Raw genomic sequence first — 26718 nt, forward strand, 5'->3', positions numbered from 1 at the left:
AGCCTGCTTGATGAACCCGATGATCTGTTCCGTGGTGAATCGACTCTTGCGCATGTCCGTCCTCTCTGGATGACGGACTCTACCTAGCTTCGAGTGGTACGGCTTGCGGGGGGCAGGTCACCACCGCACGACGCACCCCCAACAGCGGGGGTGGTCGCCGCACGATGTAGCGCACTCGCGCGCTGGGTTTTGGCATGGGCCGGAATCCCGGCATCGGCGCTCAGAACAATCCCACCTGCGGCAGTCCGCGCCGCGGTCCCGACGTCCCCCAGCCGCCCGCACCGGAAGGCCGGTGTTTCCTGGCTGTGCGCTGGCGATGGGCTTGTTCGGCCAGCACCTTGAACTGGTTCATCCGCACCTGCAGCAGTGTTTCGGCCGTGGTCGGCGCCTGCTCGGTGCCATGCAGGCCCGTCTCCTCTTCCAGTCCCGGGTCGGGCACGTGCTGGAACGGGATCCGCATCGGCGCGGCCGCGTGCGCCACCGCACTGGCCATCGACCCCACGTACAGGGCGCTATTGCCGTACTTCCGGTTGACCTCGTCCAGCAGGGCGCTGGCGGCCCGGGCCCGCCGACGGTCGGCCACGAGTTCCTCGCCCACCATGCTCTTCGGGGACAGTTCGTACAGGGCGACGGCCACCGCGAGCGGCGGATGCCGGCGGGCATTCCAGCGACCCTCCGCCGCTGCGCGCTCGACCGCGTGCAGGCGGTCGCAGAGCAGCCGCAGCAGCGTGGGCGTGTCGTCCACCGGTGCGAACCGCAGGTCGCGTTCAAAGCGCGCCTCCATGCCCACGAAGCGCGCGCGGATCGCCATCGCGCCGGCCAGGAAGCCCTCGTGGCGCAGCCGCATCGCCGCCTTCGCCAGCAGCTTGCACAGCACCGAGCGCATGCCGGCATACGTGCGCAGCTTCGGGTCGAGGACGTGGGAATGGCCGATCGAGCCGCGCCGGGTGATGCGTTCCGGCAGGTCGAACCCCTGCAGATTCAGCCAGAAGCGCTCGCCTTCGATGCTGCCCCAGGCGCGGCGCAGCTGGTCGCGCGAGGCGGCGCACAATTGCTCTACGGTCTCGATCCCCGCGCGTCGCAGGCGCGCCTCCATCGCCGGGCCGATCCCGCACAGGTCGCGCAGCGCCAGCCCGTGCAGGGCATGCGGCAGGTCGGCCTGCTCGATCACCGTCAGTCCGTCGGGCTTGTGCATGTCCGAGGCAGTCTTGGCCAGGAATTTGTTCGGGGCGATGCCGATCGAACAGGTGAGGCTGTCGCCGAAACCCACGTCGCGCAAGGCCTGCTTGATGCGGCGGGCGATGGCCTCGGCGTTGCCGCGCTGGCGTTCACGCCCGATCAGCCAGCAGGGCACCTCGTCGATCGAAGCCGCCTTGCCGGTCGGGATGCAGGTGCGGATCGCCTCGAGGAACTGGTGGTGCACGCGGACGTAGCGTTTCGGCCGCGCGATCTGCAGGGCGATGTCGGGGCAGCGTTGCAACGCCTCCGCCACGCTGGTGCCGGTCTTGATGCCGAAGTCGCGCTTGGCTTCCTTGCTGGCCGCGATGCAGCAGGTGCTGAGGCTGGCGACCGGGATGACGGCCACCGGCCGGCCGCGCAGGTGCGGCGCATCGTGCTGCTCGACGGAGGCGAAGAAGGAGTCGAAGTCGACGAACAGGCAGCGCAGGGTCACGGGGTCGCTCCACGCATGGGCGGGCAGTATCGGCAGGCGCGGTCGCAGCCGCGGCTGCGAGGCTTCACGGCGCCACTCATGGCGCATGGCGATACGGCGGTGAGCCTGCCGCGCCGGCGTCGCGCCGGTTGCGACGGCGCGGGGCGCCGTGCGGGTCGGTCGAGCGATCAGTCGCCGGCGCGCCTGGGCGCGGGCACGGGCGAGGGGGATGGCGCGATCTGCAGCGGCGGCAGCGCCGCCGCGGGCGCAAGGGAACGATGCGTGCGCCGGGCGCCGTTCAGCCGCCGATGCGCAGCGCGGCCGACCCCATCAGCGCCAGCACGCACAGCAGCCCGAGCAGCCAGGCCAGGCTGCGCAGATAGTGCAGGCCGCCGAGGTAGAACAGGCCGTGCAGCACGCGCGCGGCCACGAACGCGACCGCCAGCCAGGCGATCCGCGGCGGCTCCACCTGCGCCCACTGCGCCATCAGCACACCGGCGGCGAACGGCGGGAAGGCCTCGAACGCGTTCAAGTGCGCGCCCCAGGCATTGCGCACGCGGTAGTCTTGCTGGCGCGCGATCCAGCCGCGCGGGTCCTTGTTGTTGTAGTCGCGGCCGCTGCGCTTGGCGATCGCCACCCAGACGTAGGGCAGCACGGCGGCGATCAGCACACACCAGTAGGCGATGGCCATGGCGGCACTCGGTGGCGAGGGGAGTCCAGCCTAGCAGCCGCGCGCGGGCCTGTGCCGCGGCGGGGCGAGTCGAAGCAGGGCAGGCCGCCCTTTCTCCAACCTCCTGCTTAGCGCGCCGGCCCGCCCTGCGCCGGCGCGGCGGACGGCGCGGCCGGCAGGCGCATGGCGTCGCGCGCAGCCTTGAACGGACTGCCCGGGTACCAGTCGGGCCAGCTGCCGTCGTTGGCCAGGCGTTCGCCGACCGCGAACACCGCCTGCAGATCCTGCACGATGCCGTCCAGCTTCCAGGTCGCCGGGTCGTACTGGTCGGACGGCTTGTGGTAGCGGTTCCGGGTGTAGTCCGCATTGGCGGCGCGCCCGGCCGCGACCCCGCCGGCGAGCAGGTCCACCCCGCTGTCCACGTACAGCGACGGCACCCCGGCCTTGGCGAAGTTGAAGTGGTCGGACCGGAAGTAGTAGCCGGCGGTGGGGTCGTCCTCCGCCACCGGGTGCCGGCCCTGCTGGCGCAGCACCTGCGCCAGCACGTCCTCCAGCTGCGAGCTGCCCTTGCCGACCACCACCATGTCGCGCGCCTTGCCGATCGGCGCCAGCGCGTCCAGGTTGATCACCGCGACCGTGCGGTCGAGCGGGATCACGGGGTGGGCGACGTAGTACTTGGAGCCGAGCAGGCCGGATTCCTCCAGGGTGACGGCGAGGAACAGGATCGAGCGTTTGGGCGGGGTCGGCGCCTTGCGGAAGGCCTCGGCGATCTCGAGGATCCCGGCCACCCCGGTCGCGTTGTCGACCGCGCCGTTGTAGATGTGGTCGCCCGGCTCGCCGGCGTGGGTGCCGAGGTGGTCCCAGTGCGCCATGTACAGGATCGCCTCGTCCGGGGCCTGGCTGCCGGGCAGCAGGCCGATCACGTTGCGCGAGGACTTGCGCGCGATGGTGCTCTTCAGGGTGGTCGAGAGGGTGGTGCCCGGCAGCGCCACCGGCTTGAAGCCGGGCTTACCGGCGGCCTTGTACAGCTGCGCCAGGTCGAGCCCGGCGGCCTGGAACAGCGCGCGCGCGGCGTCCTGGGTCAGCCAGCCCTGGATCGGCACCCGCGGCGCCGGGTCGTCCTGCGCGGGCAGGTCGTACTGCGCGCCGGACCAGGAGTTGCGCACCACGTCCCAGCCGTAGGCGGCGCCAGCATCGTCGTGCACGATCAGGGCCGCCGCGGCGCCTTGGCGCGCGGCCTCCTCGAACTTGTAGGTCCAGCGCCCGTAGTAGGTCATGCGCGGGCCGTCGAACAGCTTGGGGTCGTGGGCGTGGAAGCCGGGGTCGTTGACCAGCATCACCACCGTCTTGCCCTTGAGGTCGAGGCCGGCGTAGTCGTTCCAGCCGCGCTCGGGGGCGTTGACGCCGTAGCCGACGAACACCACCGGGCTGTCCTGCAGGCGCACCTCCGGCTGCCCGGTGCGGGTGCCGATCACCATGTCCTTGCCGAACGCCAGCACCTGCTGCTGCGGGCCGATCCGGAAGTCGAGCGTGGCCGCCGGATCGGCGGTGGTCTCCACCATCGGCACGGTCTGGTACCAGGAGCCGCCGTTGCCCGGCTGCAGCCCGATCCGCGCGAACTGGTCCTTGATGTATTCGACGGTCTTCTGCTCGCCCTCGGTGCCGGGGCCGCGCCCGCCGAACGCATCCGAGGCCAGCTGCTGCACGTGCGCGGCGAAGTCGGCGGCGCTGATCTCCGGCTGGTAGGCGTGCGTGGCCGCGGCGGCGGCCTGCGCCCCGGCGGGGGCGGTGGCCTGCGCGGCGGGCGCGGTGGACGGCCCGCTGCAGGCGGCCAGCAGCAGGGTCAGGCCGGTAGCGGACAGCAGCGGCGGCAAGCAGCGGCGCATGACGACTCCGGGGCAGGCAAACGGGGTGGTCCGCATTCTAGCCAGCCGCGGCGCGGGTGCGGCTGGCTACACTAGCGGCCCGCCGCCGCGCCGCAGGAACCGCCCGTGCCGCCGTCTTCTCCCATGCCCCGCCCCAAGCCCGTGGTGCTGATGATCCTCGATGGCTGGGGCCACCGCGAGGACCCGCAGGACAACGCCCTCGCGCAGGCCGAACTGCCGCACTGGCGGCGGCTGTGGGCGCAGTGCCCGCATACCCTGATCCACACCGAGGGCAAGTACGTCGGCCTGCCCGACGGGCAGATGGGCAATTCCGAGGTCGGGCACATGAACCTCGGCGCCGGCCGCATCGTCTACCAGGATCTGACCCGGATCGATGCCGCGCTCGAGGACGGCAGCTTCTACGCCAATCCCGAGCTGCAGGGCGCCTGCCGCGCGGCGATCGCCTCCGGCGGCACCCTGCACGTGCTCGGCCTGCTCTCCCCGGGCGGGGTGCACAGCCACGAGCGGCACGTGTTCGCGATGCTCGAGCTGGCGCGCCGGATGGGCGTGCCGCAGGTCGCGGTGCACGCCTTCCTGGACGGGCGCGACACCCCGCCGCAATCGGCCGGCCCCAGCCTCGACGCGCTGCAGGCGCTGTGCGAGCGCCTCGGCAATGCGCGCATCGCCAGCCTCGGCGGGCGCTACTACGCGATGGACCGCGACCGCCGCTGGGAGCGGGTGCAGCGCGCGTGGGACGCGATCGTCGCGGCGCGTGCCGAATACCGCGCCGCGGATGCGCGCGCCGCACTGGCCGCGGCCTATGCCCGCGGCGAGACCGACGAATTCGTCGCCCCCACCGTGCTCGAGGGCGCCCAGCCGATGCGCGACGGCGACGCGGTGGTGTTCATGAACTTCCGCGCCGACCGCGCGCGCCAGCTGACCGCGGCGTTCGTCGATCCCGCGTTCGACGGGTTCCCGGCGCAGCGTCCGGCGCTGGCGCGGTTCGTGTGCCTGACCGAGTACGACCCGCGCCTGCCGGCGGCGGTGGCGTTCCCGCCCGACGACCTGCGTCACACCTTCGGCGAGGTGGTGGCGGAGGCCGGATTGACCCAGCTGCGGATCGCCGAGACCGAGAAGTACGCGCACGTCACCTTCTTCTTCAGCGGTGGGCGCGAGGCGCCGTTCCCCGGCGAGGAACGCGTCCTCATCCCCAGCCCCAAGGTCGCCACTTACGACCTGCAGCCGCAGATGAGCTGCCCGGAGGTGACCGCGCGCCTGGTGGAGGCGATCGACGCCCGCCGCTACGACGTGATCGTGTGCAACATCGCCAATCCCGACATGGTCGGCCACACCGGCGTGCTGGCGGCGGCGATCGCCGCCGCCGAAGCGGTGGACACCGCGCTCGGCGCGGTCGCGGACGCGGTCACTCGCGCGGGTGGCGCGCTGGTGATCACCGCCGACCACGGCAACCTGGAGATGATGCGCGACCCCGCCACCGGCCAGCCGCATACCGCGCACACGGTCGGCCCGGTGCCGCTGGTCTACCTCGGCCCGCGCCCGGCGCGCCTGCGCGATGGCGGCGCCCTGCGCGACGTGGCCCCGACCCTGCTCGACCTGCTCGGCCTGCCGGTGCCGGCCGAGATGACCGGGCACAGCCTGCTGCTGCCGGCCTGATGCGGCGCGCCGGCCTGCTCGCCTGCCTGCTGCTGGCGTCGGCCGCGGCCGCGCCGGCGCAGCAGCGCGAGGAGGCCGAACAGCGCCTGCGCGAAGTGCGCGGGCAGCTGCAGTCGGTCGCGGCCGAACGGCGGCGGCTGGAGGGCCAGCGCGGCGCGGCCGGGCGCGACCTGCGCGCGGCGGATGCCGCGGTCGCCGCGGCCGAGCAGCGCCTGCGCCAGGTGCAACAGGCGCTGCAGGAGGATGCCGCGGCGCTGGCGCGGCTGCAGGCGCGGCGCGCGGCGCTGGCCGGCGATGCCGAGGCCCGGCGCGCGCAGCTGGCCGCACTGCTGCGCGCCGCCGCGCAGGCCGGGCCGGCGCCGGCGCTGCAGGCGCTGCTGGCGCAGGACCGCCTGGCCGACGCCCAGCGCCGGCTGGCCTACCAAGGCTATCTGCAGCGCGCCCAGGCCGAGCAGATCCGCCGGCTCGGCGCGGAACTGGCGGAGGTGGACGCGCTGCAGGCGCAGATCGCACAGCGGCGTGCCAGCCTGGACGCCCTGACCCAGCAGCAACAGGCGCAGCTGCAGCAGCTGCAGCAGGCGCGCCGGCAGCGCGCGCAGCTGCTGGCCGAGCTCGATGCGCAGTACCGCGACAAGGCCCGCCGCGAGCAGGCGCTCGGGCGCGACGCGCAGGCCCTGCAGGCGCTGCTGGCGCGCCTGCGCGCGGCCGCGGCGGAAGCGCAGCGCGAGGCGGCGCGGGCCAAGGCCGAGGCCGAACGGCAGGCGCGCGCGGGAATCCGTCCGCCGCCGCGGCCGACGCCCGCCGCCCCGATCGCACAGGTCGGCGGGCTGAGCTGGCCGGTGGCCGGCGGCCTGCTCGCCGGCTACGGTGGGCGCATGCCGGACGGCCGCCGCAGCGACGGCGTGCTGATCGCCGCCGGCGCCGGGACCCCGATCAAGGCGGTGGCCGACGGCACCGTGGTGTTCGCCGACTGGATGACCGGTTACGGCAACATCCTGATCATCGACCACGGCAACGGCTACATGAGCCTGTACGCCCACGCCGACGGCCTGCTCAAGCCGGCCGGCACCGCGGTGCGGCGCGGCGAGCCGGTGGCCACGGTCGGCACCTCCGGCGGCCAGGACCGCCCCGCCCTGTATTTCGAACTGCGCCGCAACGGCAGCCCGGTGGATCCGCGTCCGTGGCTGGGCCGGCCGTGAGCTGCAGGGCATCATGGGGCGGCCGGTGAGCTCCCTTCCACGCCACATTCCGAGGACGCCCGTGATGCCCCGCGCCCGCCGCCTGTTCCCGCTCCTGATGGCCTTGCTCGCCGCGCTGCCGGCCGTGGCCGCGCCGCAGGCGGCGCCGGCGCAGCAACCGCAGGCGCAACCGCAAGCCCAATCGCCATCGCCATCGCCATCGCAGGCCCCGGCCGAGGCCGACGGCGAGGCGCAGGCCAAGGTGCCGCTGGAGGAGATCCGCCGCTTCGTCACCGTGTTCAACGCGGTCAAGCAGGCCTACGTGGATCCGGTCGACGACCATGCGCTGATGCAGGCGGCGGTGCGCGGCCTGCTGTCCGACCTCGACCCGCACAGCGCCTACCTCGCGCGCCGCGACGCCGAAGAGTTCGACGACATGACCCGCGGCGGCTACGAGGGGGTGGGGCTGGAACTGCAGACCCTGCCCGACGGCAGTCTGCGGGTGGTGGCCCCGATCGACGATGGCCCGGCCGCGCGCGCCGGCCTGCGCAGCGGCGACCGCATCGTCGCGATCGACGGCAAGCCGCTGGACCCGGCGGCGAACGACACCTCCGCCCCGCTGCGCGGCAAGGCCGGCACCCGGGTCACCCTGCGCATCGTCCGCCCCGGGGTGCGCGAGCCGTTCGACGTCGCGCTGGTGCGCGACACCATCCGCACCCGCAGCGTGCGCGGGCGCCTGCTGGCACCGGGTTTCGGCTACCTCAGGATCGCCAGCTTCCAGGCCGGCACCGCCGCCGATTTCGTGCAGCAACTGGACGCCCTGCAGAAGCAGGGCCCGCTGCGCGGGCTGGTGCTCGACCTGCGCAGCAATCCCGGCGGCCTGCTGGTCGGGGCGGTGCAGGTGGCCGACGAGCTGCTCGACAAGGGCGGGATCGTCAGCACCAAGGGCCGCCTCGCCGGCGGCGACACCCGCTTCGACGCCACCCCCGGCGACCGCCTGCACGGCGCGCCGGTGGTGGTGCTGGTGGATGCCGGCACCGCCAGCGCCGCCGAGGTCCTGGCCGGCGCGCTGCGCGACAACGGCCGCGCCCGCGTGGTCGGCAGCCGCACCTTCGGCAAGGGCTCGGTGCAGACCCTGCTGCCGCTGGACAACGGCGACTCGGTCAAGCTGACTACCGCGCGCTACTACACCCCGAGCGGGCATTCGATCCAGGCAGTCGGCATCGCGCCGGACGTGGTCCTGCACGCCGACGGCCGGCGTGGCCCGGCTCCGGTCAGCGAGGCCGACCTGCCGCGCCACCTGCAGGGCGAACGGGTGCTGGAGGGCGACAATGCCGGCGAGGTGCTGCCCGGGGAGGCGCCGGTCGCGGCCGCGCTGGCCGAACTCCGGCGCATGGCCGGGGAGCCGCCGGCGCCGGCCGCCGGCACGCCCGGCGTCGCGCCAGCCAAGCCCGCACCGGCCACGTCACCCGTCAAGCCTGCGGCCAAGCCCAAGTCCGCCGTCAAGCCTTAGTAGCCGCGCTGGCGGCGCAGCCGGCGTGCGATCGCGGCGCGGGTGAAGAGCGCGAACACGATCCCGAACAAAAAACCGCCCAGGTGCGCGGCCCAGGCCACCGCGCCGAAGCGCGGCCCGCTGTAGGCGAAGATCACCTGCAGCAGCGCCCACAACCCGATCAGCAGCGAAGCCGGTACCCGCACGAACTGCAGGAACAGGCCGAGCGGCAGCACCACCCCCAGGCGCGCCTGCGGGAACAGCGCCAGGTAGGCGCCGATCACCGCCGAGACCGCGCCGCTGGCGCCGATGATCACGTTGTCCGGCGGTCCGATCGCCAGCACCGCCGCGAGATTGGCCACCGCGCCGCCGAGCAGGAACAGCAGCAGGAAGCGCAGGCCGCCCATCGTGCGTTCCGCCGGCGGCCCGAAGATCAGCAGGAACACCAGGTTGCCGAGCAGGTGCAGCCAGTCGGCGTGCAGGAACAGCGCGGTGACCAGGCGCAGCAGGCTGCCGTCGGTCAGTGCGCTGCGCCAGGCGGCCGCGCTGTCCAGCCCGCCGGCGAGCACGCCCCAGGCCTGTTCGGTGCCCAGCCGCAGCGCCGGGCTGCGGGTCGCGGTCCACAGGTAGGCCAGCCACAGCGCCGCGAACAGCAGCGGATTGGCCCACAGCACGCGGGTCCTGCGGCGGGTGGCAATGCCGACGAACATGCGCGGGATCCTGAACCCCGGCCCAGCGGCGGGCGGGACGGTTCGTTAGTAGTTGGTTAAACGACGCGCTATAGTACATACGGCGTCGTACGTCGGGGGAGGGCTGCGCAAGCAGGAGTCCCGATCCGTGCACCGCTTGGTCCGGCCGCGCCGCACGCGCGCGCGGCCACCACCCAACCAGACCCACAAGGTATCGGAGACCTTATGCGCAAGAACACCCACATCCGCGCCACCGCGCTCGCACTGGCCGTGCTCGGCTCGCTCGTGGCCGGCCAGGCCGCCGCGTCCGGCTTCCAACTGCGCGAGCAGAGCGTGAAGAACCTCGGCAAGTCCAACGCCGGCAGCATGGTGGGCAAAGACGCGGCGGTGGTCGCGCTCAACCCGGCGGCGATGACCAACCTCGACCAGAACACCTTCCAGACCGACGTGAGCGTGATCGACCTGACCGCCAAGTTCAGCGGCGGCGGCACCATCCTCGGCAACCCCTCGGCCCCGCTGACCGGCGGCAACGGCGGCGACCCGGGCAATGCGACCGCGGTGCCGAACGTGGCCGCGGTGTTCCCGCTCAAGGGCGGGCTGGAGGGGCTGACCGTCGGCTTCTCGATCGGTGCGCCGTTCGGCCTGAAGACCGAGTACGCCCCGGGCTGGGTCGGCCGCTACCGCGCCCTGACCTCAGACGTGAAGATCATCGACTTCACCTCGTCCGCGGCGCTCAACTTCGGCAGCAGCGTCTCGGTCGGCGTCGGCCTGATCTACGAGCGCGCCGAGGCCACCCTGAGCAAGGCGATCGATTTCGGCACCATCCTCTGCGCCAACTCGGGCAACCCGGCCAACTGCTTCAACCCGGCGTTCCCGTTCAAGCCGCAGATGATGGACGGCGGCTTTGAGGTCAAGGGCAGCAACAACGGCATCGGCTACCTGGTCGGCGCCCAGATCGCCCCGAGCGACCGCCTGGCGATCGGCGTCAGCTACCGCTCGGAGATCCGCCACGACCTCAAGGGCAACCTGGACTTCAGCAACGTGCCGTCCCTGCTGGCCACCGACCCGCGCTTCCAGGACGGTCCGGGCGGCGCGATGCTGACCACCCCGGCGATCACCACCGTCAGCGCCAAGTACGGGTTCAGCGACCACTTCCGGGTGCTGGCCGACTACCAGCGCACCGGCTGGAGCTCGCTGCGCGACGTGACCATCAAGCGCAGCAACGGCACCCTGGTCGGCCAGGAGGCCTTCAACTGGAAGGACACCAGCTTCTGGTCGATCGGCGCCGAGTACGACCTCGGCGAGCTGACCCTGCGCGGCGGCTTCGGGCGCGACCAGACCCCGACCAACAACGCCACCCGCACCCCGCGCCTGCCCGACAACACCCGCCGGCTGTATTCGGTGGGCGCGACCTGGAACGCCACCCCGAGCCTGAGCTTCGATGCCGCCTACCAGCGCATCCAGATCGACTCGCCCAGCATCAACCTCGGCCTGCATCCGCCGAGCGACCTGTCCACCCTGAGCGGCACCTTCAGCGGCCATGCCAACCTGTTCGGCGTGGCCATGCAGTACCGCTTCTGAGCCTGCTGAGGCTGCTGCACGAAAAAGCCCCGCTCCGGCGGGGCTTTTTCTTGGCCGCACACCGCGGCGGCGCGCGCCGCAGGGGCGCGCCCGTCCGCAGGCCGCTCAGTCGCCGAGGGTCAGCAGCGAGGCATTGCCGCCGGCGGCGGTGGTGTTGATGGTCACCGTCTTCTCGGTGGCGAAGCGCGGCAGGTAGTGCGGGCCGCCAGCCTTCGGGCCGGTGCCGGACAGGCCCTGGCCGCCGAACGGCTGCACCCCGACCACCGCGCCGATCTGGTTGCGGTTGACGTAGATGTTGCCGACCTTGGCGCGCGCGACGATGCGCTCCACGGTGGCGTCGATCCGCGAGTGGATGCCGAGGGTCAGGCCGTAGCCGGTGGCATTGATGGCATCCACCACCGCGTCCAGCTCCTCCGCCTTCCAGCGCACCACGTGCAGGGCGGGGCCGAATTTCTCGCGGTCGAGCTGGGCGATCGAGCGCAGCTCCCACGCGGTCGGCGGGAAGAAGGTGCCGTGCTCGGTCGCCGGCGGCAGCGGCGTGCGCGCGATCAGGCGCGCCTCGCGGTCCATGCGTCCGGCATGCGCGGCCAGCACCTGGCAGGCATCGGCGTCGATCACCGGGCCGACGTCGGTGGAGAGCAATGCCGGGTCGCCGACCTTGAGCTCGGCCATCGCGCCGGCGAGCATGGCGATCACCTTGTCGGCGATGTCCTCCTGCACCAGCAGCAGGCGCGCCGCGGAGCAGCGCTGCCCGGCCGAGGTGAAGGCCGAGGACAGCGCGTCCTTGACCACCTGCTCCGGCAGCGCCGAGCTGTCCGCGATCATCGCGTTCTGGCCGCCGGTCTCGGCGATCAGCACCGGGATCGGGCCGGATTCGCGCAGCGCCAGCGCGCGGTTGATCAGGCGCGCGGTGTCGGTGCCGCCGGTGAAGGCCACCCCGGCCACGCGCGGATCGCGGGTCAGCGCCGCGCCGACGGTGGCGCCGTCGCCAGGCACCAGCTGCAGCACCTCGCGCGGCACGCCGGCCTCGTGCAGCAGCAGGACCATGGCATGCGCGATCAGGTTGGTCTGCTCGGCCGGCTTGGCGATCACGCTGTTGCCGGCCACCAGCGCGGCCGCGACCTGGCCGGTGAAGATCGCCAGCGGGAAGTTCCACGGGCTGATGCAGACGAACACGCCGCGCCCGGCCAGCTGCAACCGGTTGGATTCGCCGGTCGGGCCGGGCAGGGGGATCGGCGCGAAATGCTCGCGCGCCTGCAGCGCGTAGTAGCGCAGGAAATCCACCGCCTCGCGCACCTCGGCCACGCTGTCGGCCAGGGTCTTGCCGGCCTCCTTGACGCACATCGCCATGAACTGCGGCATGCGCGCCTCCAGCAGGGTCGCGGCGTGCTCCAGCAGGGCCGCGCGCGATGCGGCCGGCAGCGCGTCCCACGACGGCTGCGCGGCGACCGCGTTGGCCAGCGCGCGCTCGACGGTGGCGGCGTCCGCCGGCTGCCAGTGGCCGACCACCTCGCGGCGGTCGGCCGGGTTGGCGACCGCCTGCGCCGGTGCGTTCGGCGTCGCGCCCGGCACCAGCGGGGCGGCCCGCCAGCTGCCGGCGCCGGCCGCGTTCATGGCGTCGGCGAGCGTGCGCAGGGTGTCGTCGTTGGCGAGGTTCAGGCCCATGGAGTTCTCTCGCGGCTGGCCCTGGCTGCGGTAGAGGTCCACCGGCAGCGGGATGCGGGGATGGGGGATCGAGGCGAACGCGGCGACCTGCTCGACCGGGTCGCGGACCAGGTCCGCGACCGCGATGGCGGGATCGGTGATGCGGTTGACGAAGCTGGAGTTGGCGCCGTTCTCCAGCAGGCGGCGCACCAGGTACGGCAGCAGGTCCTCGTGGCTGCCGACCGGCGCGTACACCCGGCACGGCACGTCGAGGCGGTCGGCGGGGATGACCTCGGCGTACAGGTCGTCGCCCATGCCGTGCAGCTTCTGGAACTCGAAGTCGCGCCGCCCGCGCTGCACCCGCGCCAGGTGGTGCACGGCGGCGATGGTGTGCGCATTGTGGGTGGCGAACATCGGGTACAGCGCCTCGCCGGCGTCGAGCAGGCGGCGCGCGCAGGCGAGGTAGCTGACGTCGGTGTTCGGCTTGCGGGTGAACAGCGGGTAGCCCGGCTGGCCCTCGACCTGGGCGCGCTTGATCTCGGCATCCCAGTACGCGCCCTTGACCAGCCGCACCGGGATGCGGCGGCCGAGGCGGCGGGCGAGGTCGGCGAGGAAGTCGATCACCGCCGGCGCGCGCTTCTGGTAGGCCTGTACCGCCAGGCCATAGCCGTGCCAGCCGGCCAGCGACGGGTCGGCGAGGTTGGCGGCGATCAGGTCCAGCGACAGCTCCAGGCGATCGGTCTCCTCCGCGTCCACGGTGAAGCCGATGCCGTAGGACCTGGCCAGCTGCGCCAGCTCCAGCACCCGCGGCGCCAGCTCGGCCAGCACCCGCGCGCGCTTGGCGTGCTCGTAGCGCGGGTGCAGCGCGGACAGCTTGACCGAGATGCTGGGCGCGGCGAACACCGCCTCCGCGGCCTGCGCGCGCTGCGGCGCGTGGTCGCGTCCGATCGCGTGGATCGCCTGGCGGTAGGCCTCGAGGTAGCGCAGGGCGTCGCGCTCGGTGAGCGCGCCCTCGCCGAGCATGTCGAACGAATAGCGGAACTGCGCGCCCTCGCCCTTGCGGCTGCGCGCCAGCGCCTCGCCGATGCTGCGGCCGAGCACGAACTGGTGGCCCATGATCTTCATCGCCTGGCGCACCGCCAGCCGGACCACCGGCTCGCCGGCGCGCGCGAGCAGGCGCTGGAACGCCCCGTGCACGTCGCGGCGGGTGTCGTCGGCCAGGTCGACCAGCTTGCCGGTCAGCAGCAGGCCCCAGGTGGAGGCGTTGACCAGCAGCGAGTCGGACTGGCCGAGGTGGCGGCGGAAGTCGGCATCGCCGAGCTTGTCGCGGATCAGCGCGTCGGCGGTGGCCTGGTCGGGGATGCGCAGCAGCGCCTCGGCCACGCACATCAGCAGCACGCCCTCCTCGCTGCCGAGGTCGTACTGGCGCATGAAGGCCTCGACCACGCCCTGCTGGCGGGCGCGCGCGCGCACGCGCTCGACCAGGTCGGCGGCGGTGGCCTGCACCGCGGCCTGGTCGGCGGCGGGCAGGCGCGCCTGCGCCAGCAGCTCGCGCACGTGGGCGGCCTCGTCGCGGATCCAGCCGGCGGTGATCGCCGCACGCAGCGGCGACGGGGGCGGCGGCAGCTCGGGTGCCAGGATCGCGCCGGGGGCCGCCGGCGCCGCGGGGGTGGGGGAGGCTGGGCTGTGCATCGCGCCCGTCGGTTGCAGGTGGAACCGACATTGTAGGCGGGCGCCGCGGCGGCGGCACCGGGCCGGTTGCTGGCGCAAGCCCCCCCCGGTACCATCACGAGGCAGTAACAGGGTTGATCCGGCGCAAAGCGCGCGCCCGGATCGGTGTATCCGGGCACGAGCAGCGGGGACGCAAGGTGATGACGGCAGGGCGTATCGGACGGTGGGCAGCGGCGCTGGCGCTGGCGGTCCCGGCGTGGGCATGGGCGCAGGCGGCCGACCCCAAGCCGTGGCAGCTCAACATGGGCCGCGGCGTGACCCCGACCGCGCACGCCGCCTACGACGCCCACATGATCGTGTTCTGGGTGTGCGTGGCGATCGGCGTGATCGTGTTCGGCGCCATGGGCTATGCGATGTTCAAGTTCCGCAAGTCCAAGGGCGCGGTGCCGGACACCGGCTTCACCCACAGCACCAAGCTGGAGGTGATCTGGACCGCGGTCCCGGTCATCATCCTGGTGGCGCTGGCGTTCCCGGCCACCCACGGCCTGATGCGGATGTACGACACCCGCGACGCCGAGATGACGGTGAAGATCACCGGCTACCAGTGGATGTGGGAATACGAGTACCTCGGCGAGAACGTCGGCTTCACCAGCCGGCTGGCGCGCAAGAGCGACGAGATCCGCCAGAGCGGCGAGGTGCCGACCCTCGCCAGCGACCCGCACTACCTGCTCGACGTCGACCATCCGCTGGTGCTGCCGGTCGGCACCAAGGTGCGCTTCGTGCTGACCGCCGACGACGTCATCCACGCCTGGTGGGTGCCGGCGCTGGGCTGGAAGCAGGACGCCATCCCCGGGATCGTCAACGAGGCCTGGGCCGAGATCGACACCCCCGGCATCTACCGCGGCCAGTGCGCCGAGCTGTGCGGCAAGGACCACGGCTTCATGCCGATCGTGGTCAAGGCCGTGAGCAAGGACGAGTTCCGCAGCTGGCTGGCGGCGCAGAAGGCCAAGGCCGCGCCCGCTCCGGACGCCGCGCCCGCGGGCGACACCGCCCCCGCCGCGGAGGCCGCGCCGGCCGCCGCATCCCGCGAGACCGGCAAGGCGACCCGCGTCGCCGCCGCCGGCTGATCCACCTCCTCCCACCGAGGCACGCCCATGTCCGCCACCCATCCGACCGCCGTCGAGCACCACGAGCACCACGGCCACCACGCGCAGGGCTTCGTCGAGCGCTGGTTCTTCTCCACGAACCACAAGGACATCGGCACGCTCTACCTGGTGTTCAGCTTCATCATGTTCATCATCGGCGCCGGCATGAGCGTGGTGATCCGCGCCGAGCTGGCGGAGCCCGGGCTGCAGTTCGTCAAGCCCGAGTTCTTCAACCAGATGACCACCGTGCATGCACTGGTGATGATCTTCGGCGGGGTGATGCCGGCCTTCGTCGGCCTGGCCAACTGGATGATCCCGCTACAGATCGGCGCGCCGGACATGGCGATGCCGCGCATGAACAACCTGTCGTTCTGGATCATGCCGTTCGCCTTCACCCTGCTGCTGATGACGCTGTTCCTGCCGGGCGGCGCGCCGGCCGGTGGCTGGACCATGTACCCGCCGCTGTTTCTGCAGGGCGGCCTCAACGTGGCGTTCACCGTGTTCGCCATCCACCTGATGGGCATCAGCTCGATCATGGGCGCGATCAACATCATCGCGACCGTGCTCAACATGCGCGCCCCGGGCGTGGACCTGCTGAAGATGCCGATCTTCGCCTGGACCTGGTTGATCACCGCGTTCCTGCTGATCGCGGTGATGCCGGTGCTGGCCGGCGGCGTGACCATGCTGCTGACCGACAAGTTCTTCGGCACCAGCTTCTTCAACGCGGCCGGCGGCGGCGACCCGGTGATGTACCAGCACATCTTCTGGTTCTTCGGGCACCCCGAGGTCTACATCATGATCCTGCCGGCGTTCGGCGTGATCAGCGAGATCATACCGACCTTCAGCCGCAAGCCGCTGTTCGGCTACCAGGCGATGGTGTACGCGACCGCCTCGATCGCGTTCCTGTCGTTCATCGTGTGGGCGCACCACATGTTCACGGTCGGCATGCCGCTCGGCGGCGAGATCTACTTCATGTTCGCGACCATGCTGATCGCGATCCCGACCGGGGTGAAGGTGTTCAACTGGGTCACCACCATGTGGCGCGGCGCGATCAGCTTCGAGGCCCCGATGCTGTGGGCGATCGCGTTCGTGATCCTGTTCACCATCGGCGGCTTCTCCGGCCTGATGCTGGCGATCGCCCCGGCCGACTTCCAGTACCACGACACCTACTTCGTGGTCGCCCACTTCCACTACGTGCTGGTCACCGGCGCGCTGTTCGCGATCATCGCCGGCGTGTACTACTGGTGGCCGAAGTGGACCGGGCGGATGTACAACGAGACTCTGGCCAAGGTCCACTTCTGGTGGAGCGTGGTGTTCGTGAACGTGCTGTTCTTCCCGCAGCACTTCCTGGGCTTGGCCGGCATGCCGCGCCGCATCCCGGACTACAACGTGGTGTTCGCGGACTGGAACCTGGTCAGTTCGATCGGCGCGTTCGGCATGTTCCTGACCCCGTTCATGATGGCCTTCATCCTGTGGCACTCGCTCAAGTATGGCGAGAAGGCCAAGGCCCGCGCCTGGGAAGGCGCGCGCGGGCTGGAGTGGACGCTGCCCTCGCCGGCGCCCTACCACAGCTTCGAGAAGCCGCCGGTCGTCCACGACGCCGACCTGGCGCACGGCGACCTGGTGCACTGACGGACGCGGTGGCGTGACGGCGATGGCGCGCGAACTGCCCGATCCGGAACTGCAGGCCCGCCGCGCGCGCGCGCGGCGGACGGTCTGGGGGCTGGTCGGGCTGGTGGTGGCGATCTACGCCGGGGTCCTGCTCGCCTGGGGGCTGCGCGCATGAGCACGGCCACGCCCGCCCCGAACCCGGCCACCCGCGGCGTGCTCAAGCTGGTCGGGGTGGCGCTGGCGGCGTTCGTGTTCGCGTTCTCGCTGGTGCCGCTGTACCGGCTGGCCTGCGAGAAGGTGTTCGGGATCCGCCTCGAGCAAGGGCCGGTGGCCGCCGCATCGGCGGCGGCCGCGCCGCAGGCACGCTGGGTCACGGTCCAGTTCGATGGCGGGGTCAACTCCAAGCTGCCCTGGCAGTTCGCCCCGGAGCAGAAGTCGATGCGGGTGCAGGTCGGCCGCCAGTACCAGGCGCTGTACTACGCGCGCAACACCAGCGACCGCGCGATCGTCGGCAACGCGGTGCCCTCGGTCGCGCCGGCGCGCGCGTCCGGCTACTTCAGCAAGACCGAGTGCTTCTGCTTCACCGAGCAGGTGCTCGGCCCGGGCGAGAGCCGCGACCTGCCGGTGCGCTTCATCGTCGACCCGGGCCTGCCGCCCGAGGTCAAGACCCTGACCCTGTCCTACACCTTCTTCAAGAACGACGCCAGCACCGCGGCGCTGCAGGCGCAGCACCGCGGCGTCGGCAGCCGCGCGGCCCCGTAGCCGCCACGCCCCGTCCACGCCAACGACGCCACACCGCCGGAAACCCGCCATGGCCCACGCCCAGCATCCCGATCCGAACATCTACTACGTGCCGCCTTCCAGCAAGTGGCCGGTCATCGCCTCGCTCGCGATGTTCGTGACCATGCTCGGGGTCGCGTCCTGGATCAACGAGATCGCCTGGGGCAAGCCGGTGTTCTTCATCGGCCTGGCCGGGGTGCTGGCGGTGCTCTACAAGTGGTTCGGCGACGTCATCCGCGAGTCGCTGGCGGGCTTCTACAACCGCCAGGTGGACGTCTCGTTCCGGATGGGGATGGTGTGGTTCATCTTCTCCGAGGTGATGTTCTTCGCCGCCTTCTTCGGCGCGCTGTTCTTCGTACGCCAGTTCGCGCTGCCGTGGCTCAACGGCGAGGGTGACGGCGTCGCCACCCACGCCCTGCTGTGGCCGAACTTCGCCGCCGGCTGGCCGACCAACGGCCCGGCCGACATCGGCGGCGCGTTCCAGACCGTGCCGGCCTGGGGCTTGCCGCTGCTCAACACCCTGATCCTGTTGTCCTCGGGCGTGACCATCACCATCGCCCACCATGCGCTCAAGGCCGGCAAGCGCGGCGTGCTGCTCACCTTCCTCGGGCTGACCATCGCGCTGGGCGCGCTGTTCCTGTACTTCCAGGGCACCGAGTACATCCACGCCTACCGCGAGCTCAACCTGACCCTGGGCTCGGGCATCTACGGCTCGACCTTCTTCATGCTGACCGGCTTCCACGGCGCGCACGTCACCCTCGGCACGCTGATGCTGATCGTGATCTGGCTGCGCTGCTGGTTCGGCCACTTCAGCAAGGACCACCACTTCGGGTTCGAGGCGGTGGCCTGGTACTGGCACTTCGTGGACGTGGTCTGGCTGGGCCTGTTCCTGTTCGTGTACGTGCTCTGAGCCGGCGCGCGCCGGCCAAGGCCGCCACGGAGGCCGGCGCTGCCGGCCTCCGGCGTTCGCGGGGTCAGCCGCCGACGCCGTGCGGGACGATCCAACCCCGCCAGATCGCGATGATGACGAACAGGATCAGCGCGACCGACAGCACGATGCGGCGGGTCAGCGAGTTCACGGTGCGCCGGGTGGTGCCCTTGTCCACCAGCATGTAGTACAGCCCCGCGCCCAGGTTCCAGACGATGAGCAGCAGCACACCGACGATCAGCAGGGTCTTGAGCGACTGGTTCACGGGGCCCTCCGCGGCGGTGCTGCCGGTGTCGCCGGCATTATGGCAGCGGGGCGCGCGGTGAAGCGGGCCGGAGTGCTGCTGGGTTGGCTGCTGGCCTTGGCGGCGATCGCGCTGTTCGCCGCGCTCGGGCGCTGGCAGCTGGCGCGCATGCACCAGAAGCAGGCGATGCTGGCGGCCGCGCGGCAGGTGCTGGACGCGCGCCGGGCGCAGCCGCTGCTGCTGGCCTCCGACCCGGCGCGGGCACAGGCCTACGACTGGGCCGCCGGCCGCGGCCGCATGGCCAACCTCACGGTGTGGCTGGACAACCAGCAGCACGACGGCCAGGCGGGGGTGCGGATGTACTGCATCCTCTATCCCGAGCCGGGCGTACAGCCGCTGGTGGTCGATGCCGGGTGGTGGCCGCTGGACGGCGAGCGCGACCTGCCGACGTTCGGCTGCCCGGCCGGCGAGATGGAGGTGCGCGGGCTGCTGGCGCCGCCGCCGGCGATCGGGCTGGCCCCCGGCGCCGCGGTCGCCGCGGCCGGGCGCGGGCGCTGGCTGGCGGCGCGCGCCGACCTCGGCGCGCTGTCGGCGGCCCTTGGCCTGCGCCCCGGACTGGCGCCGCGGGTGCTGCGGCTGGATCCCGCACGCGCCGCGGGCGACGCCGGGGTGATGCTGGCGCCGGGCCGACGTGATCTGGAGATCCTGGCCAACACCCTGCCGCCCGAACGCCACCTCGGCTATGCCGTGCAGTGGTTCGGGCTGGCGCTGGCGACCCTGGTGATCGCGCTGGCGATGACCTGGCGCCGTTTCCGCAGACGCACACCGGCATGAGCACGCACGCAACGCCCCCCGATCCGCGCGATCCCGCCCGTCGCCGCCGCAACCGCGGCCTGCTGCTGGTGCTGCTGCTGGCCTTCTTCGGCGCGCTGCTCTTGGCCGGCGCGCTGCGCTTTTCGGGCTGGCGCCCGGAGGGCAGCAAGAACCGCGGCGAATTGCTGGCGCCGTACCCGGACATGCGCGCGCTGGTGCCGCAGCTGGCGGACGGCCGCCCCTACCGCTGGAAGGACAGCCCGCGCACCTGGCGGATCGTGGTCATGCCGGGCGACTGCGGCGGCGCGGCGCGCGCCGGGTGCGTGCGCCTGCTGGGCGACCTCGACAAGGTCTGGCAGCTGATGGGCAAGGACGCCGACCGCGTGCATCTGCTGTGGGTCGGTTCCCCGCCGGCCGGGGTGGCGCTGCCGCCCGAGGTGCGCGTGCTGCGCCCGGATCCGGGGCTGCGCGCGGGGCTGCCGCCGCCGCCGGGCGCGCCCGCCGCCGGCGCGCCGGTCTGGGTGGTGGATCCGCACGGCTTCACCGTGTTGCGCTACCGGCCCGGCTTCGCCCCCGGCGACCTGCGCGCCGACCTCGCCCGCCTGTTGAAGATCAATTGAGCCTGCGATGAACGCCACTGCCTCCTCCCCGCTGCTGTCCCCGCGTCCGCTCGCACCGGCCCTGTACCGGCACTTCCACCGCATCGCCTGGCTGGCGGTCGCGCTGGCCGCCTGCGTGATCGTGTTCGGTGCGTTCGTGCGCCTGTCCAATGCCGGCCTGAGCTGCCCGGACTGGCCGACCTGCTACGGCCGCGCGACCTGGCCGACCCATGCCGACCAGGTGGTGGACCATGCCGCCACCGCGATCCGCCCGGTGATCCCGGAGCGCGCCTGGCGCGAGCAGGTGCACCGCATGATCGCCGGCCTGCTCGGGCTGCTGGTGTTCAGCCTGGCCCTGCTGGCCACCCGCCGCCGCCCGCACGGCTGGCTGCAGATCGTGGGCGCGGCGCTGCTGGTCGCGGTGGCGATCCCGCTGTACATGCGCGGCGCGCACGTGGCCGCCTCGGTACTGGCGGTGCTCGGCGAGCTGCTGCTGCTGGCGGGCGTGCTGCGCTGGTCGGACGTGGACCTGGCGCGCACCAGCACCCTGGCGCTGGCGGTGATCATCTTCCAGGCCCTGCTCGGGATGTGGACGGTGACCTGGCTGCTCAAGCCGATCGTGGTCATGGGCCACCTGCTGGGCGGGCTGACCACCTTCTCGCTGCTGACCTGGATCGCCTGGCGCGCGACCGCGATGCCGATCCACAGCGGCGAGGCGATCCGCCTGCGGCGCTGGCTGCTGCTCGGCCTGGTGCTGCTGGCGGCGCAGATCGCGCTCGGCGGCTGGACCAGCGCCAACTACGCCGCGCTCGCCTGCGGCACCGACTTCCCCAAGTGCGCGGGCGCGTGGTGGCCGGCGCACGATTTCCGCGAGGGCTTCGTGCTCTGGCGCGGGATCGGGGTGGACTACGAGGGCGGGATCCTCGACAACCCGGCGCGGATCGCGATCCAGCTCGCGCACCGGCTGCTGGCGGTGGTCGCCGCCGGTTACCTGCTGTGGCTGGCGGCGATGCTGCTGCGCCGGCCCGGGCTGCGCGGCTGGGGCGGCGCGCTCGGCCTGCTGGTGCTGCTGCAGTTCGCGCTCGGGGTGGCCAACGTGATGCTGTCGCTGCCGCTGCCGGTCGCGGTCGCCCACAACGCCGGGGCCACCGCCCTGCTGTTCGTGCTGGTCAGCCTGCTGGCCCGCGTGCGCGCGCCCGCGGCATGAGCCAGCCGCGGCCACGCTGGGGCGATTACTGGGCGCTGACCAAGCCCCGGGTGGTGGCGCTGATCGTGTTCACCGCGGTGATCGGCATGCTGCTGGCGCTGCAGCCGGGCCAGCCGTGGCCGTGGCCGCGGCTGCTGGCCGGCACCGCCGGGATCTGGCTGGCGGCCGCCAGCGCGGCCGCGATCAACCACCTCTTGGACGCGCGCATCGATGAGGTGATGGCGCGCACCGCCGCGCGCCCGTTGCCGACCGGCGCGCTGCGCCCGCCGCAGGTGCTGGCGTTCGCGCTGGCACTGGCGGTGCTGGCGATGGCGGTGCTGCTGCTGTGGGTGAACGCGATCACCGCGGTGCTGACCTTCGCCTCGCTGATCGGCTACGCGGTCGTCTACACCGCTTGGCTCAAGCGCGCCACCCCGCAGAACATCGTGATCGGCGGGATCGCCGGGGCCGCGCCGCCGCTGCTCGGCTGGGCCGCGGTGACCGGGATGCAGGGCGCGTGGGACTGGGCGCACGCGCTGCTGCTGGTGCTGATCGTGTTCGTGTGGACGCCGCCGCACTTCTGGGCGCTGGCGATCTTCCGCCGCGCCGACTACGCGCGCGCGCTGGTGCCGATGCTGCCGGTCACCCACGGCGTGCACTACACCCGCTGGCAGATCCTGCTGTACACGGTGCTGCTGGCGGTGGCCTCGGTGCTGCCGTGGGTGGCGCACATGAGCGGGCTGTTCTACCTGTTCGGCGCGCTGGTGCTGGACGCTGTCTTCCTGTGGTACGCCTGGCGCCTGCTGGATCCGCCGGACGAATGGTTCGCGATGCGGGTGTTCCGCTATTCGATCACCTACCTGATGGCGCTGTTCGGCCTGCTGCTGCTCGACCACTGGCTGCTGCCCTACCTGCAGCCGCAGGGCTGGCTGGACTGGGCGCGGATCGGCTGAGTGCGGCGATGCCGGGGCTGCTGCCCGCCGCGCCGGTCGCCCTCGGGCCCGAGGCCTGGTGGCTGCCCGGGTTCGCGCTGGGGCGCGCGCCGGCGCTGCTGGACGCGATCGCCGGCGTGCTCGCGCAGGCCCCGCTGCGGCAGATGCAGACCCCGGGCGGGCGCCGGATCGGGGTCGCGATGAGCAACTGCGGCGCGCTCGGCTGGACCAGCAGTCGCGAGGGCTACCGCTACACCGCCTGCGATCCGCTCAGCGGCAAACCGTGGCCGCCGCTGCCCGCGCTGCTGCGGGCGCTGGCCGCGGACGCCGCGGCCGCCGCCGGCTTGCCCGATCCGGCCCCGGATGCCTGCCTGATCAACCGCTACCTGCCCGGGGTCGGCATGGGCCTGCACCAGGACCGCGACGAGCGCGACCTGCGCGCGGCGATCGTGTCGGTCTCGCTCGGCCTGCCGGCGGTGTTCCTGTGGGGCGGGCTGCGCCGCCGCGACCCGGTGCAGGCAGTGCCGCTGGCGCATGGCGACGTGGTGGTGTGGGGCGGCGTCGACCGCCTGCGCTTCCACGGCGTGCGCCGGCTGGCGCGCGCGGCGCAGGCGCGGTGGCCCTGCCGCTGGAACCTGACCCTGCGCCGCGCTGGCTGAGCGCGCCGGGCGTGCCAAAGCGGGAGGCGCGCCGGCCCGCGCCGGCCTACAGTGGCGGCATGCCTGCCGCCGATGCCGCCCGCGCCATGCGCGCCGATGCCGCGACCGCCGATGCCGCACCCGATCCCGAGGCGGCCGCGATCGCCGCGGTCTGCCGTGCGCTGGAGGCCGGCGACGGCCTGCCGCCGCCGCTGGCGCGGCTGGCGGCGCTGGCGGGGATGCCGCCGGCGCGCCTGCGGCGCTGCTTCCGCGCCGCCACCGGGCTGACCCCGCATGCCTATGCGCAGGCGCACCGGGCCGCGCGCGCCCGCGCCCTGCTCGCGGCCGGCCGCGCGGTCACCGAGGCCGCGTACGCCGCCGGCTTCGGTGCCGCCAGCCGCTTCTACGCGCAGGCGGCGGACATGCTCGGGATGGCGCCGGGCCAGTACCGCCGCGGCGGCGTCGGCCAGCGCATCGCGTTCGCGCTGGCCCAGTGCAGCCTGGGCGCGCTGCTGGTCGCGCGCAGCGCGCGCGGGCTATGCGCGATCGCGCTGGGCGAGGATCCGGAAGCGCTGCTGCGCGCGCTGCAGGACCGCTTCCCGCGCGCCGAACTGGTCGGCGGCGATTCCGGCTTCGAGCAGTGGGTGGCGCAGGTGGTGGCGCTGGTGGAGACGCCGCGGCGCGGGCTCGCGCTGCCGCTGGACGTGCAGGGCACCGCGTTCCAGCAGCGGGTGTGGCGCGCGCTGCAGGCGATCCCGCCCGGGCGCACCGCGAGCTACGCCGAGATCGCGCGCGCGCTCGGGCAGCCGCGCGCGGTGCGCGCGGTGGCGCGTGCCTGCGCTGCCAATCCGCTGGCGGTCGCCATCCCCTGCCACCGGGTGGTGCGCAGCGACGGCGCGCCGTCCGGCTACCGCTGGGGGCTGGCGCGCAAGCAGGCGCTGCTGGCGCGCGAGCGCGAGGACGCCGACTGACGGCCAGGTCTCAGGCCGCGGAGATGTCGCCGCCGGCGGCGCGCGCCAGGCGATCGTTGACGTCGCGCCAGTCCTCGTCCTGCGGCGGCTGCTGCAGCCAGATCGCGTCCGCGCCGCTGGCGTCCAGCGCGTGCAGGGTGGCGTACAGGGCGCGCGCATAGCCCGGCTTGTCGCCCGGCATCCGCACCGCCTGCACCACCACGGGCGGCAGCCGCGCCGGGTCGAGGTCCAGGTGCGCCAGCGCGATCCGCGCCTCCGGCGCGAGCGCGGCCAGGCGCCGCTCCAGCTCGGCGCGGGGCAGCACCCGCAGCGGCGTGCGCGGGCGGTAGTGCACGGCCTGGTTGCCGGAGACCGCCACCGCGTGCGCCCGTGGGAACGCGACCGGCGTGCCGAGCACCGCCTCCAGCGCGGCGCGGGTGATCGGCCCGGCGCGCACGATCCGCGGCGCGTCGGCGGTGAGGTCGACGATGGTCGATTCCAGCCCGACGCTGCACGGGCCGCCGTCCAGGACGGCGTCGATGCGCCCGTCCAGCCCGGCCAGCACCTGCGCCGCGGTGGTCGGGCTCAGGCGCTGGTAGGGATTGGCCGAAGGCGCCGCCAGCCCGCCGTCCAGCCGCTGTAGGACCTCGCGCAGCACCGGGTGCGCCGGCACCCGCAGGCCGAGGCTGGGGCGGCCGCCGGCGGCGTCCGCGGCCACCTCCGGGCGGCGCGGCAGCAGCAGGGTCAGCGGTCCCGGCCAGAACGCCTCGGCCAGCCGCCACGCCGCGGCCGGCACGTGCGATGCCCACTGCGGCAGCGCCGCGGCCTCGGCCAGATGCACGATCAGCGGATGGTCGGGCGGGCGGCCCTTGGCGGCGAAGATCGCGCGCACCGCCGCCGGCTGGCGCGCGTCCGCGGCCAGCCCGTACACGGTCTCGGTCGGCACCGCCACCAGGCGGCCGGCGCGCAGCAGGTCCACCGCCGCGTCGAGGTCGGTCGGACGCGCGGCGTCCAGCAGGCGGGTGGCCAGCGCGGTCATGGTGCCTGCACCCGCGCCTGCAGCAGCTCGCGCAGCTCGGCCTTCTCGGCGTCGTCCAGCGTGGCCAGGCGCGCCTGCAGCGCAGCGATCCGCTGCTGCCGCAGCTGGCGTTCGAGCTGCGCGACCGCGTCCGCGAATTCGGCCTGCAGCGCCGCCGGTTCGCCCGGCAGCTCCAGCAGCGCCAGCTTGTGCAGCGCGGCGGCTTCCTCGCGTTCGGCGAAGTGCTCCAGCAGCGCGCCGGTGGTGATGTCCGGGCGGGCCCGCACCAGCTGCACCAGCTCCGCCAGCAGCGCGACGCCGGGCTGTTCCAGCGCGGCGAAGCGGTCCTCGCCCGGCAGCGCGAGGGCCACCGCCGGCTGCTGCACCAGCAGGGTGATCGCGTGGCGCACCAGGCTGGGCTTGTGCGCCGGCTGGCCGCGCATCGGCGCGCTGGCGCGCGGGGGGGGCGCATGCGGCTGCGCGGCGCCGGCGCGCGCGCCGACGCCGGTCAGCTCGGTCAGGCGCTGGCGCATCAGGTCGCCGAACGCGCCGTCCGGGATCTGCGCCAGCAGCGGCTTGCAGCGCTCGGCCAGGCGCGCCTTGCCGTCCAGGCTGGCCAGGTTCACGTCGGCGGAGAGCGAGGCGAAGAAGAATTCCGACAGCGGCGTGGCCTCGCGCAGGCGCGCGTCGAAGCCGGCCACGCCCTCCTGGCGCACCAGCGTGTCCGGGTCCTCGCCCTCGGGCAGGAACAGGAAGAACGCCTGCCGCCCGTCCTTCATCCGCGGCAGCACCGACTCCAGCGCCTTCCACGCCGCGGCGCGCCCGGCGCGGTCGCCGTCGAAGCAGAACACCACGTCCGGCGCGTTGCGGAACAAGAGTTCGGCATGGTCCGGGGTGGTGGCGGTGCCGAGCGTGGCCACCGCCTGCGACACCCCGTACTGCGCCAGCGCGACCACGTCCATGTAGCCCTCGACCACCACCAGCCGTTCCAGTTTCGGGTTGGCCTGCCTGGCCTGCCACAGCCCGTACAGCTCGCGGCCCTTGTGGAACAGGGCGGTCTCCGGCGAGTTGAGGTACTTGGGCGAGTCCTCGGGGTCGATCACCCGCCCGCCGAACGCGATCACCCGCCCGCGGCGGTCATGGATCGGGAACATCAGGCGGTCGCGGAACTTGTCGTACACGTGCCCGCGGTCGTTCTTGGACAGCAGCCCGGCGCGCTCCAGCAGCGCCAGCCGGCGCGGGTCGCCGCCGAGCGCGTCGCGCAGCGCGGAAAAGCCGTCCGGCGCGTAGCCGATCGCGTAGCGCGCGGCGATCTCCGGCGCGATCGCGCGCTTCTTCACGTAGGCGGCCGCCTTGTCGCTGCGCGCCAGCTGCGCGCGGAAGAACTCGGCCGCCGCGGCCAGCACCGCGTACAGGTCCTGCACGTCGGGGTTGGCATTACGCTGGCGGGTGTCGCGCGGCACCTCCATGCCGGCGCGCCTGGCCAGCTCCTCGACCGCGTCGAGGAACTCCAGGCGGTCGTACTGCATCAGGAAGCTGATCGCGGTGCCGTGCGCGCCGCAGCCGAAGCAATGGTAGAACTGCTTGGCCGGCGAGACCGTGAAGCTGGCCGTGCGCTCGTCGTGGAACGGGCAGCGCGCGGCGTACTCCTTGCCCTGGCGCTTGAGCGGGACGCGGCTGCCGACCACCTCGACGATGTCGGTGCGCGCCAGCAACTCGTCGATGAAGGCGTCGGGGAGGCGGGCCATCCGGCTAGTGT

General features: G+C 73.1%; 23 protein-coding genes. 15 read left to right on the plus strand and 8 right to left on the minus strand.

Annotated elements, in window-relative coordinates:
• Positions 1 to 220 precede the first annotated feature (220 nt).
• The 3 genes from ML340_RS04815 to ML340_RS04825 form a co-directional block, all read right to left on the minus strand.
• Positions 221 to 1759 (minus strand): DNA polymerase Y family protein, encoded by a 1539-nt coding sequence (locus ML340_RS04815; RefSeq protein ID WP_240097255.1) that lies wholly within the window; start codon positions 1757 to 1759, stop codon positions 221 to 223.
• Between the two features lie 190 nt (positions 1760 to 1949).
• Complete coding sequence (locus tag ML340_RS04820; RefSeq protein WP_240097257.1) at positions 1950 to 2342, minus strand: MAPEG family protein; 393 nt, start codon at positions 2340 to 2342, stop codon at positions 1950 to 1952.
• A 107-nt stretch (positions 2343 to 2449) separates the two neighbouring features.
• Positions 2450 to 4207, minus strand: coding sequence for a M28 family metallopeptidase (locus tag ML340_RS04825; protein WP_240097259.1), 1758 nt, complete (start codon positions 4205 to 4207; stop codon positions 2450 to 2452).
• 123 nt (positions 4208 to 4330) lie between these two features.
• On the opposite strand from ML340_RS04825, the gene gpmI reads away from it, so the two are divergent.
• The 3 genes from gpmI to ML340_RS04840 all read left to right on the plus strand — a co-directional run bounded on the left by gpmI (position 4331) and on the right by ML340_RS04840 (position 8551).
• Positions 4331 to 5860, plus strand: coding sequence for a 2,3-bisphosphoglycerate-independent phosphoglycerate mutase (gene gpmI, locus ML340_RS04830; RefSeq protein WP_240097261.1), 1530 nt, complete (start codon positions 4331 to 4333; stop codon positions 5858 to 5860).
• The gene (locus tag ML340_RS04835) at positions 5860 to 7059 is read left to right on the plus strand and encodes a murein hydrolase activator EnvC family protein (protein ID WP_240097264.1); all 1200 of its coding nucleotides are present in this window, start codon (positions 5860 to 5862) and stop codon (positions 7057 to 7059) included. Before gpmI ends, ML340_RS04835 begins: the two co-directional genes overlap by 1 nt.
• A 97-nt stretch (positions 7060 to 7156) precedes the next feature.
• Entirely contained in the window at positions 7157 to 8551 is a 1395-nt protein-coding gene (locus ML340_RS04840; protein ID WP_425608287.1) for a S41 family peptidase, read from the plus strand.
• Here ML340_RS04840 and ML340_RS04845 read toward each other — a convergent pair.
• Complete coding sequence (locus ML340_RS04845) at positions 8548 to 9240, minus strand: rhomboid family intramembrane serine protease (protein ID WP_240097269.1); 693 nt, start codon at positions 9238 to 9240, stop codon at positions 8548 to 8550. The genes ML340_RS04840 and ML340_RS04845 overlap by 4 nt on opposite strands.
• A gap of 204 nt (positions 9241 to 9444) precedes the next feature.
• Between ML340_RS04845 and ML340_RS04850 the strand changes: the two genes are divergently transcribed.
• Positions 9445 to 10800 carry an OmpP1/FadL family transporter gene (locus ML340_RS04850; protein WP_240097271.1) on the plus strand — a complete coding sequence of 452 codons (1356 nt, stop codon included), beginning with the start codon at positions 9445 to 9447 and terminating at the stop codon, positions 10798 to 10800.
• A 105-nt stretch (positions 10801 to 10905) separates the two neighbouring features.
• On the opposite strand, the gene putA is transcribed toward ML340_RS04850, so the two are convergent.
• The gene (gene putA, locus ML340_RS04855; RefSeq protein ID WP_240097273.1) at positions 10906 to 14136 is read right to left on the minus strand and encodes a bifunctional proline dehydrogenase/L-glutamate gamma-semialdehyde dehydrogenase PutA; all 3231 of its coding nucleotides are present in this window, start codon (positions 14134 to 14136) and stop codon (positions 10906 to 10908) included.
• 179 nt (positions 14137 to 14315) lie between these two features.
• Between putA and coxB the strand changes: the two genes are divergently transcribed.
• The 5 genes from coxB to ML340_RS04880 are packed head-to-tail and all read left to right on the plus strand — an operon-like array spanning position 14316 to position 18561.
• Positions 14316 to 15242, plus strand: coding sequence for a cytochrome c oxidase subunit II (gene coxB, locus ML340_RS04860; RefSeq protein WP_240097275.1), 927 nt, complete (start codon positions 14316 to 14318; stop codon positions 15240 to 15242).
• Between the two features lie 27 nt (positions 15243 to 15269).
• On the plus strand, positions 15270 to 16892 hold the full coding sequence (gene ctaD, locus ML340_RS04865; RefSeq protein WP_240097277.1) for a cytochrome c oxidase subunit I: 1623 nt from the start codon (positions 15270 to 15272) through the stop codon (positions 16890 to 16892).
• Between the two features lie 13 nt (positions 16893 to 16905).
• Positions 16906 to 17046: a hypothetical protein gene (locus ML340_RS04870; protein ID WP_240097279.1), complete on the plus strand. Its 141-nt coding sequence runs from the start codon at positions 16906 to 16908 to the stop codon at positions 17044 to 17046.
• Positions 17043 to 17633, plus strand: a complete 591-nt coding sequence (locus ML340_RS04875) for a cytochrome c oxidase assembly protein (protein ID WP_240097281.1) — start codon at positions 17043 to 17045, stop codon at positions 17631 to 17633. The genes ML340_RS04870 and ML340_RS04875 overlap by 4 nt, the downstream gene beginning before the upstream one ends.
• Positions 17634 to 17682: 49 nt before the next feature.
• Positions 17683 to 18561, plus strand: coding sequence for a cytochrome c oxidase subunit 3 (locus ML340_RS04880; protein WP_240097283.1), 879 nt, complete (start codon positions 17683 to 17685; stop codon positions 18559 to 18561).
• 64 nt (positions 18562 to 18625) lie between these two features.
• On the opposite strand, the gene ML340_RS04885 is transcribed toward ML340_RS04880, so the two are convergent.
• Positions 18626 to 18844 carry a twin transmembrane helix small protein gene (locus ML340_RS04885; RefSeq protein ID WP_240097285.1) on the minus strand — a complete coding sequence of 73 codons (219 nt, stop codon included), beginning with the start codon at positions 18842 to 18844 and terminating at the stop codon, positions 18626 to 18628.
• A gap of 57 nt (positions 18845 to 18901) precedes the next feature.
• Between ML340_RS04885 and ML340_RS04890 the strand changes: the two genes are divergently transcribed.
• The 6 genes from ML340_RS04890 to ML340_RS04915 all read left to right on the plus strand — a co-directional run bounded on the left by ML340_RS04890 (position 18902) and on the right by ML340_RS04915 (position 23962).
• Complete coding sequence (locus tag ML340_RS04890; protein ID WP_338064410.1) at positions 18902 to 19657, plus strand: SURF1 family protein; 756 nt, start codon at positions 18902 to 18904, stop codon at positions 19655 to 19657.
• A complete protein-coding gene (locus ML340_RS04895) occupies positions 19654 to 20256 on the plus strand; it encodes a hypothetical protein (protein WP_240097289.1) in 603 nt (200 codons plus the stop codon). The genes ML340_RS04890 and ML340_RS04895 overlap by 4 nt, the downstream gene beginning before the upstream one ends.
• A gap of 7 nt (positions 20257 to 20263) precedes the next feature.
• Positions 20264 to 21442, plus strand: a complete 1179-nt coding sequence (locus ML340_RS04900; protein WP_240097291.1) for a COX15/CtaA family protein — start codon at positions 20264 to 20266, stop codon at positions 21440 to 21442.
• On the plus strand, positions 21439 to 22374 hold the full coding sequence (gene cyoE / locus ML340_RS04905) for a heme o synthase (protein ID WP_240097293.1): 936 nt from the start codon (positions 21439 to 21441) through the stop codon (positions 22372 to 22374). Before ML340_RS04900 ends, cyoE begins: the two co-directional genes overlap by 4 nt.
• A gap of 8 nt (positions 22375 to 22382) precedes the next feature.
• Positions 22383 to 23012 (plus strand): DNA oxidative demethylase AlkB, encoded by a 630-nt coding sequence (alkB, locus tag ML340_RS04910; RefSeq protein WP_240097295.1) that lies wholly within the window; start codon positions 22383 to 22385, stop codon positions 23010 to 23012.
• Between the two features lie 86 nt (positions 23013 to 23098).
• The gene (locus tag ML340_RS04915; RefSeq protein WP_425608288.1) at positions 23099 to 23962 is read left to right on the plus strand and encodes a methylated-DNA--[protein]-cysteine S-methyltransferase; all 864 of its coding nucleotides are present in this window, start codon (positions 23099 to 23101) and stop codon (positions 23960 to 23962) included.
• 10 nt (positions 23963 to 23972) lie between these two features.
• On the opposite strand, the gene ML340_RS04920 is transcribed toward ML340_RS04915, so the two are convergent.
• Positions 23973 to 24980: an L-threonylcarbamoyladenylate synthase gene (locus tag ML340_RS04920; protein WP_240097298.1), complete on the minus strand. Its 1008-nt coding sequence runs from the start codon at positions 24978 to 24980 to the stop codon at positions 23973 to 23975.
• Positions 24977 to 26707, minus strand: coding sequence for a DNA primase (gene dnaG / locus ML340_RS04925; protein ID WP_240097300.1), 1731 nt, complete (start codon positions 26705 to 26707; stop codon positions 24977 to 24979). Before dnaG ends, ML340_RS04920 begins: the two co-directional genes overlap by 4 nt.
• Positions 26708 to 26718 lie beyond the last annotated feature (11 nt).

Origin of the sequence: Thermomonas flagellata (assembly GCF_022419185.1) — a bacterium.
GTDB lineage: Bacteria > Pseudomonadota > Gammaproteobacteria > Xanthomonadales > Xanthomonadaceae > Thermomonas > Thermomonas flagellata.

What these genes read in the sequence shown, in the direction of transcription:
- ML340_RS04815 (WP_240097255.1), bottom strand. Translation starts at nt 1,759, where the DNA reads ATGCGCCATGAGTGGCGCCGTGAAGCCTCGCAGCCGCGGCTGCGACCG.
- ML340_RS04820 (WP_240097257.1), bottom strand. Translation starts at nt 2,342, where the DNA reads ATGGCCATCGCCTACTGGTGTGTGCTGATCGCCGCCGTGCTGCCCTAC.
- ML340_RS04825 (WP_240097259.1), bottom strand. Translation starts at nt 4,207, where the DNA reads ATGCGCCGCTGCTTGCCGCCGCTGCTGTCCGCTACCGGCCTGACCCTG.
- gpmI (WP_240097261.1), top strand. Translation starts at nt 4,331, where the DNA reads ATGCCCCGCCCCAAGCCCGTGGTGCTGATGATCCTCGATGGCTGGGGC.
- ML340_RS04835 (WP_240097264.1), top strand. Translation starts at nt 5,860, where the DNA reads ATGCGGCGCGCCGGCCTGCTCGCCTGCCTGCTGCTGGCGTCGGCCGCG.
- ML340_RS04840 (WP_425608287.1), top strand. Translation starts at nt 7,157, where the DNA reads ATGGCCTTGCTCGCCGCGCTGCCGGCCGTGGCCGCGCCGCAGGCGGCG.
- ML340_RS04845 (WP_240097269.1), bottom strand. Translation starts at nt 9,240, where the DNA reads ATGTTCGTCGGCATTGCCACCCGCCGCAGGACCCGCGTGCTGTGGGCC.
- ML340_RS04850 (WP_240097271.1), top strand. Translation starts at nt 9,445, where the DNA reads ATGCGCAAGAACACCCACATCCGCGCCACCGCGCTCGCACTGGCCGTG.
- putA (WP_240097273.1), bottom strand. Translation starts at nt 14,136, where the DNA reads ATGCACAGCCCAGCCTCCCCCACCCCCGCGGCGCCGGCGGCCCCCGGC.
- coxB (WP_240097275.1), top strand. Translation starts at nt 14,316, where the DNA reads ATGACGGCAGGGCGTATCGGACGGTGGGCAGCGGCGCTGGCGCTGGCG.
- ctaD (WP_240097277.1), top strand. Translation starts at nt 15,270, where the DNA reads ATGTCCGCCACCCATCCGACCGCCGTCGAGCACCACGAGCACCACGGC.
- ML340_RS04875 (WP_240097281.1), top strand. Translation starts at nt 17,043, where the DNA reads ATGAGCACGGCCACGCCCGCCCCGAACCCGGCCACCCGCGGCGTGCTC.
- ML340_RS04880 (WP_240097283.1), top strand. Translation starts at nt 17,683, where the DNA reads ATGGCCCACGCCCAGCATCCCGATCCGAACATCTACTACGTGCCGCCT.
- ML340_RS04895 (WP_240097289.1), top strand. Translation starts at nt 19,654, where the DNA reads ATGAGCACGCACGCAACGCCCCCCGATCCGCGCGATCCCGCCCGTCGC.
- ML340_RS04900 (WP_240097291.1), top strand. Translation starts at nt 20,264, where the DNA reads ATGAACGCCACTGCCTCCTCCCCGCTGCTGTCCCCGCGTCCGCTCGCA.
- cyoE (WP_240097293.1), top strand. Translation starts at nt 21,439, where the DNA reads ATGAGCCAGCCGCGGCCACGCTGGGGCGATTACTGGGCGCTGACCAAG.
- alkB (WP_240097295.1), top strand. Translation starts at nt 22,383, where the DNA reads ATGCCGGGGCTGCTGCCCGCCGCGCCGGTCGCCCTCGGGCCCGAGGCC.
- ML340_RS04915 (WP_425608288.1), top strand. Translation starts at nt 23,099, where the DNA reads ATGCGCGCCGATGCCGCGACCGCCGATGCCGCACCCGATCCCGAGGCG.
- ML340_RS04920 (WP_240097298.1), bottom strand. Translation starts at nt 24,980, where the DNA reads ATGACCGCGCTGGCCACCCGCCTGCTGGACGCCGCGCGTCCGACCGAC.
- dnaG (WP_240097300.1), bottom strand. Translation starts at nt 26,707, where the DNA reads ATGGCCCGCCTCCCCGACGCCTTCATCGACGAGTTGCTGGCGCGCACC.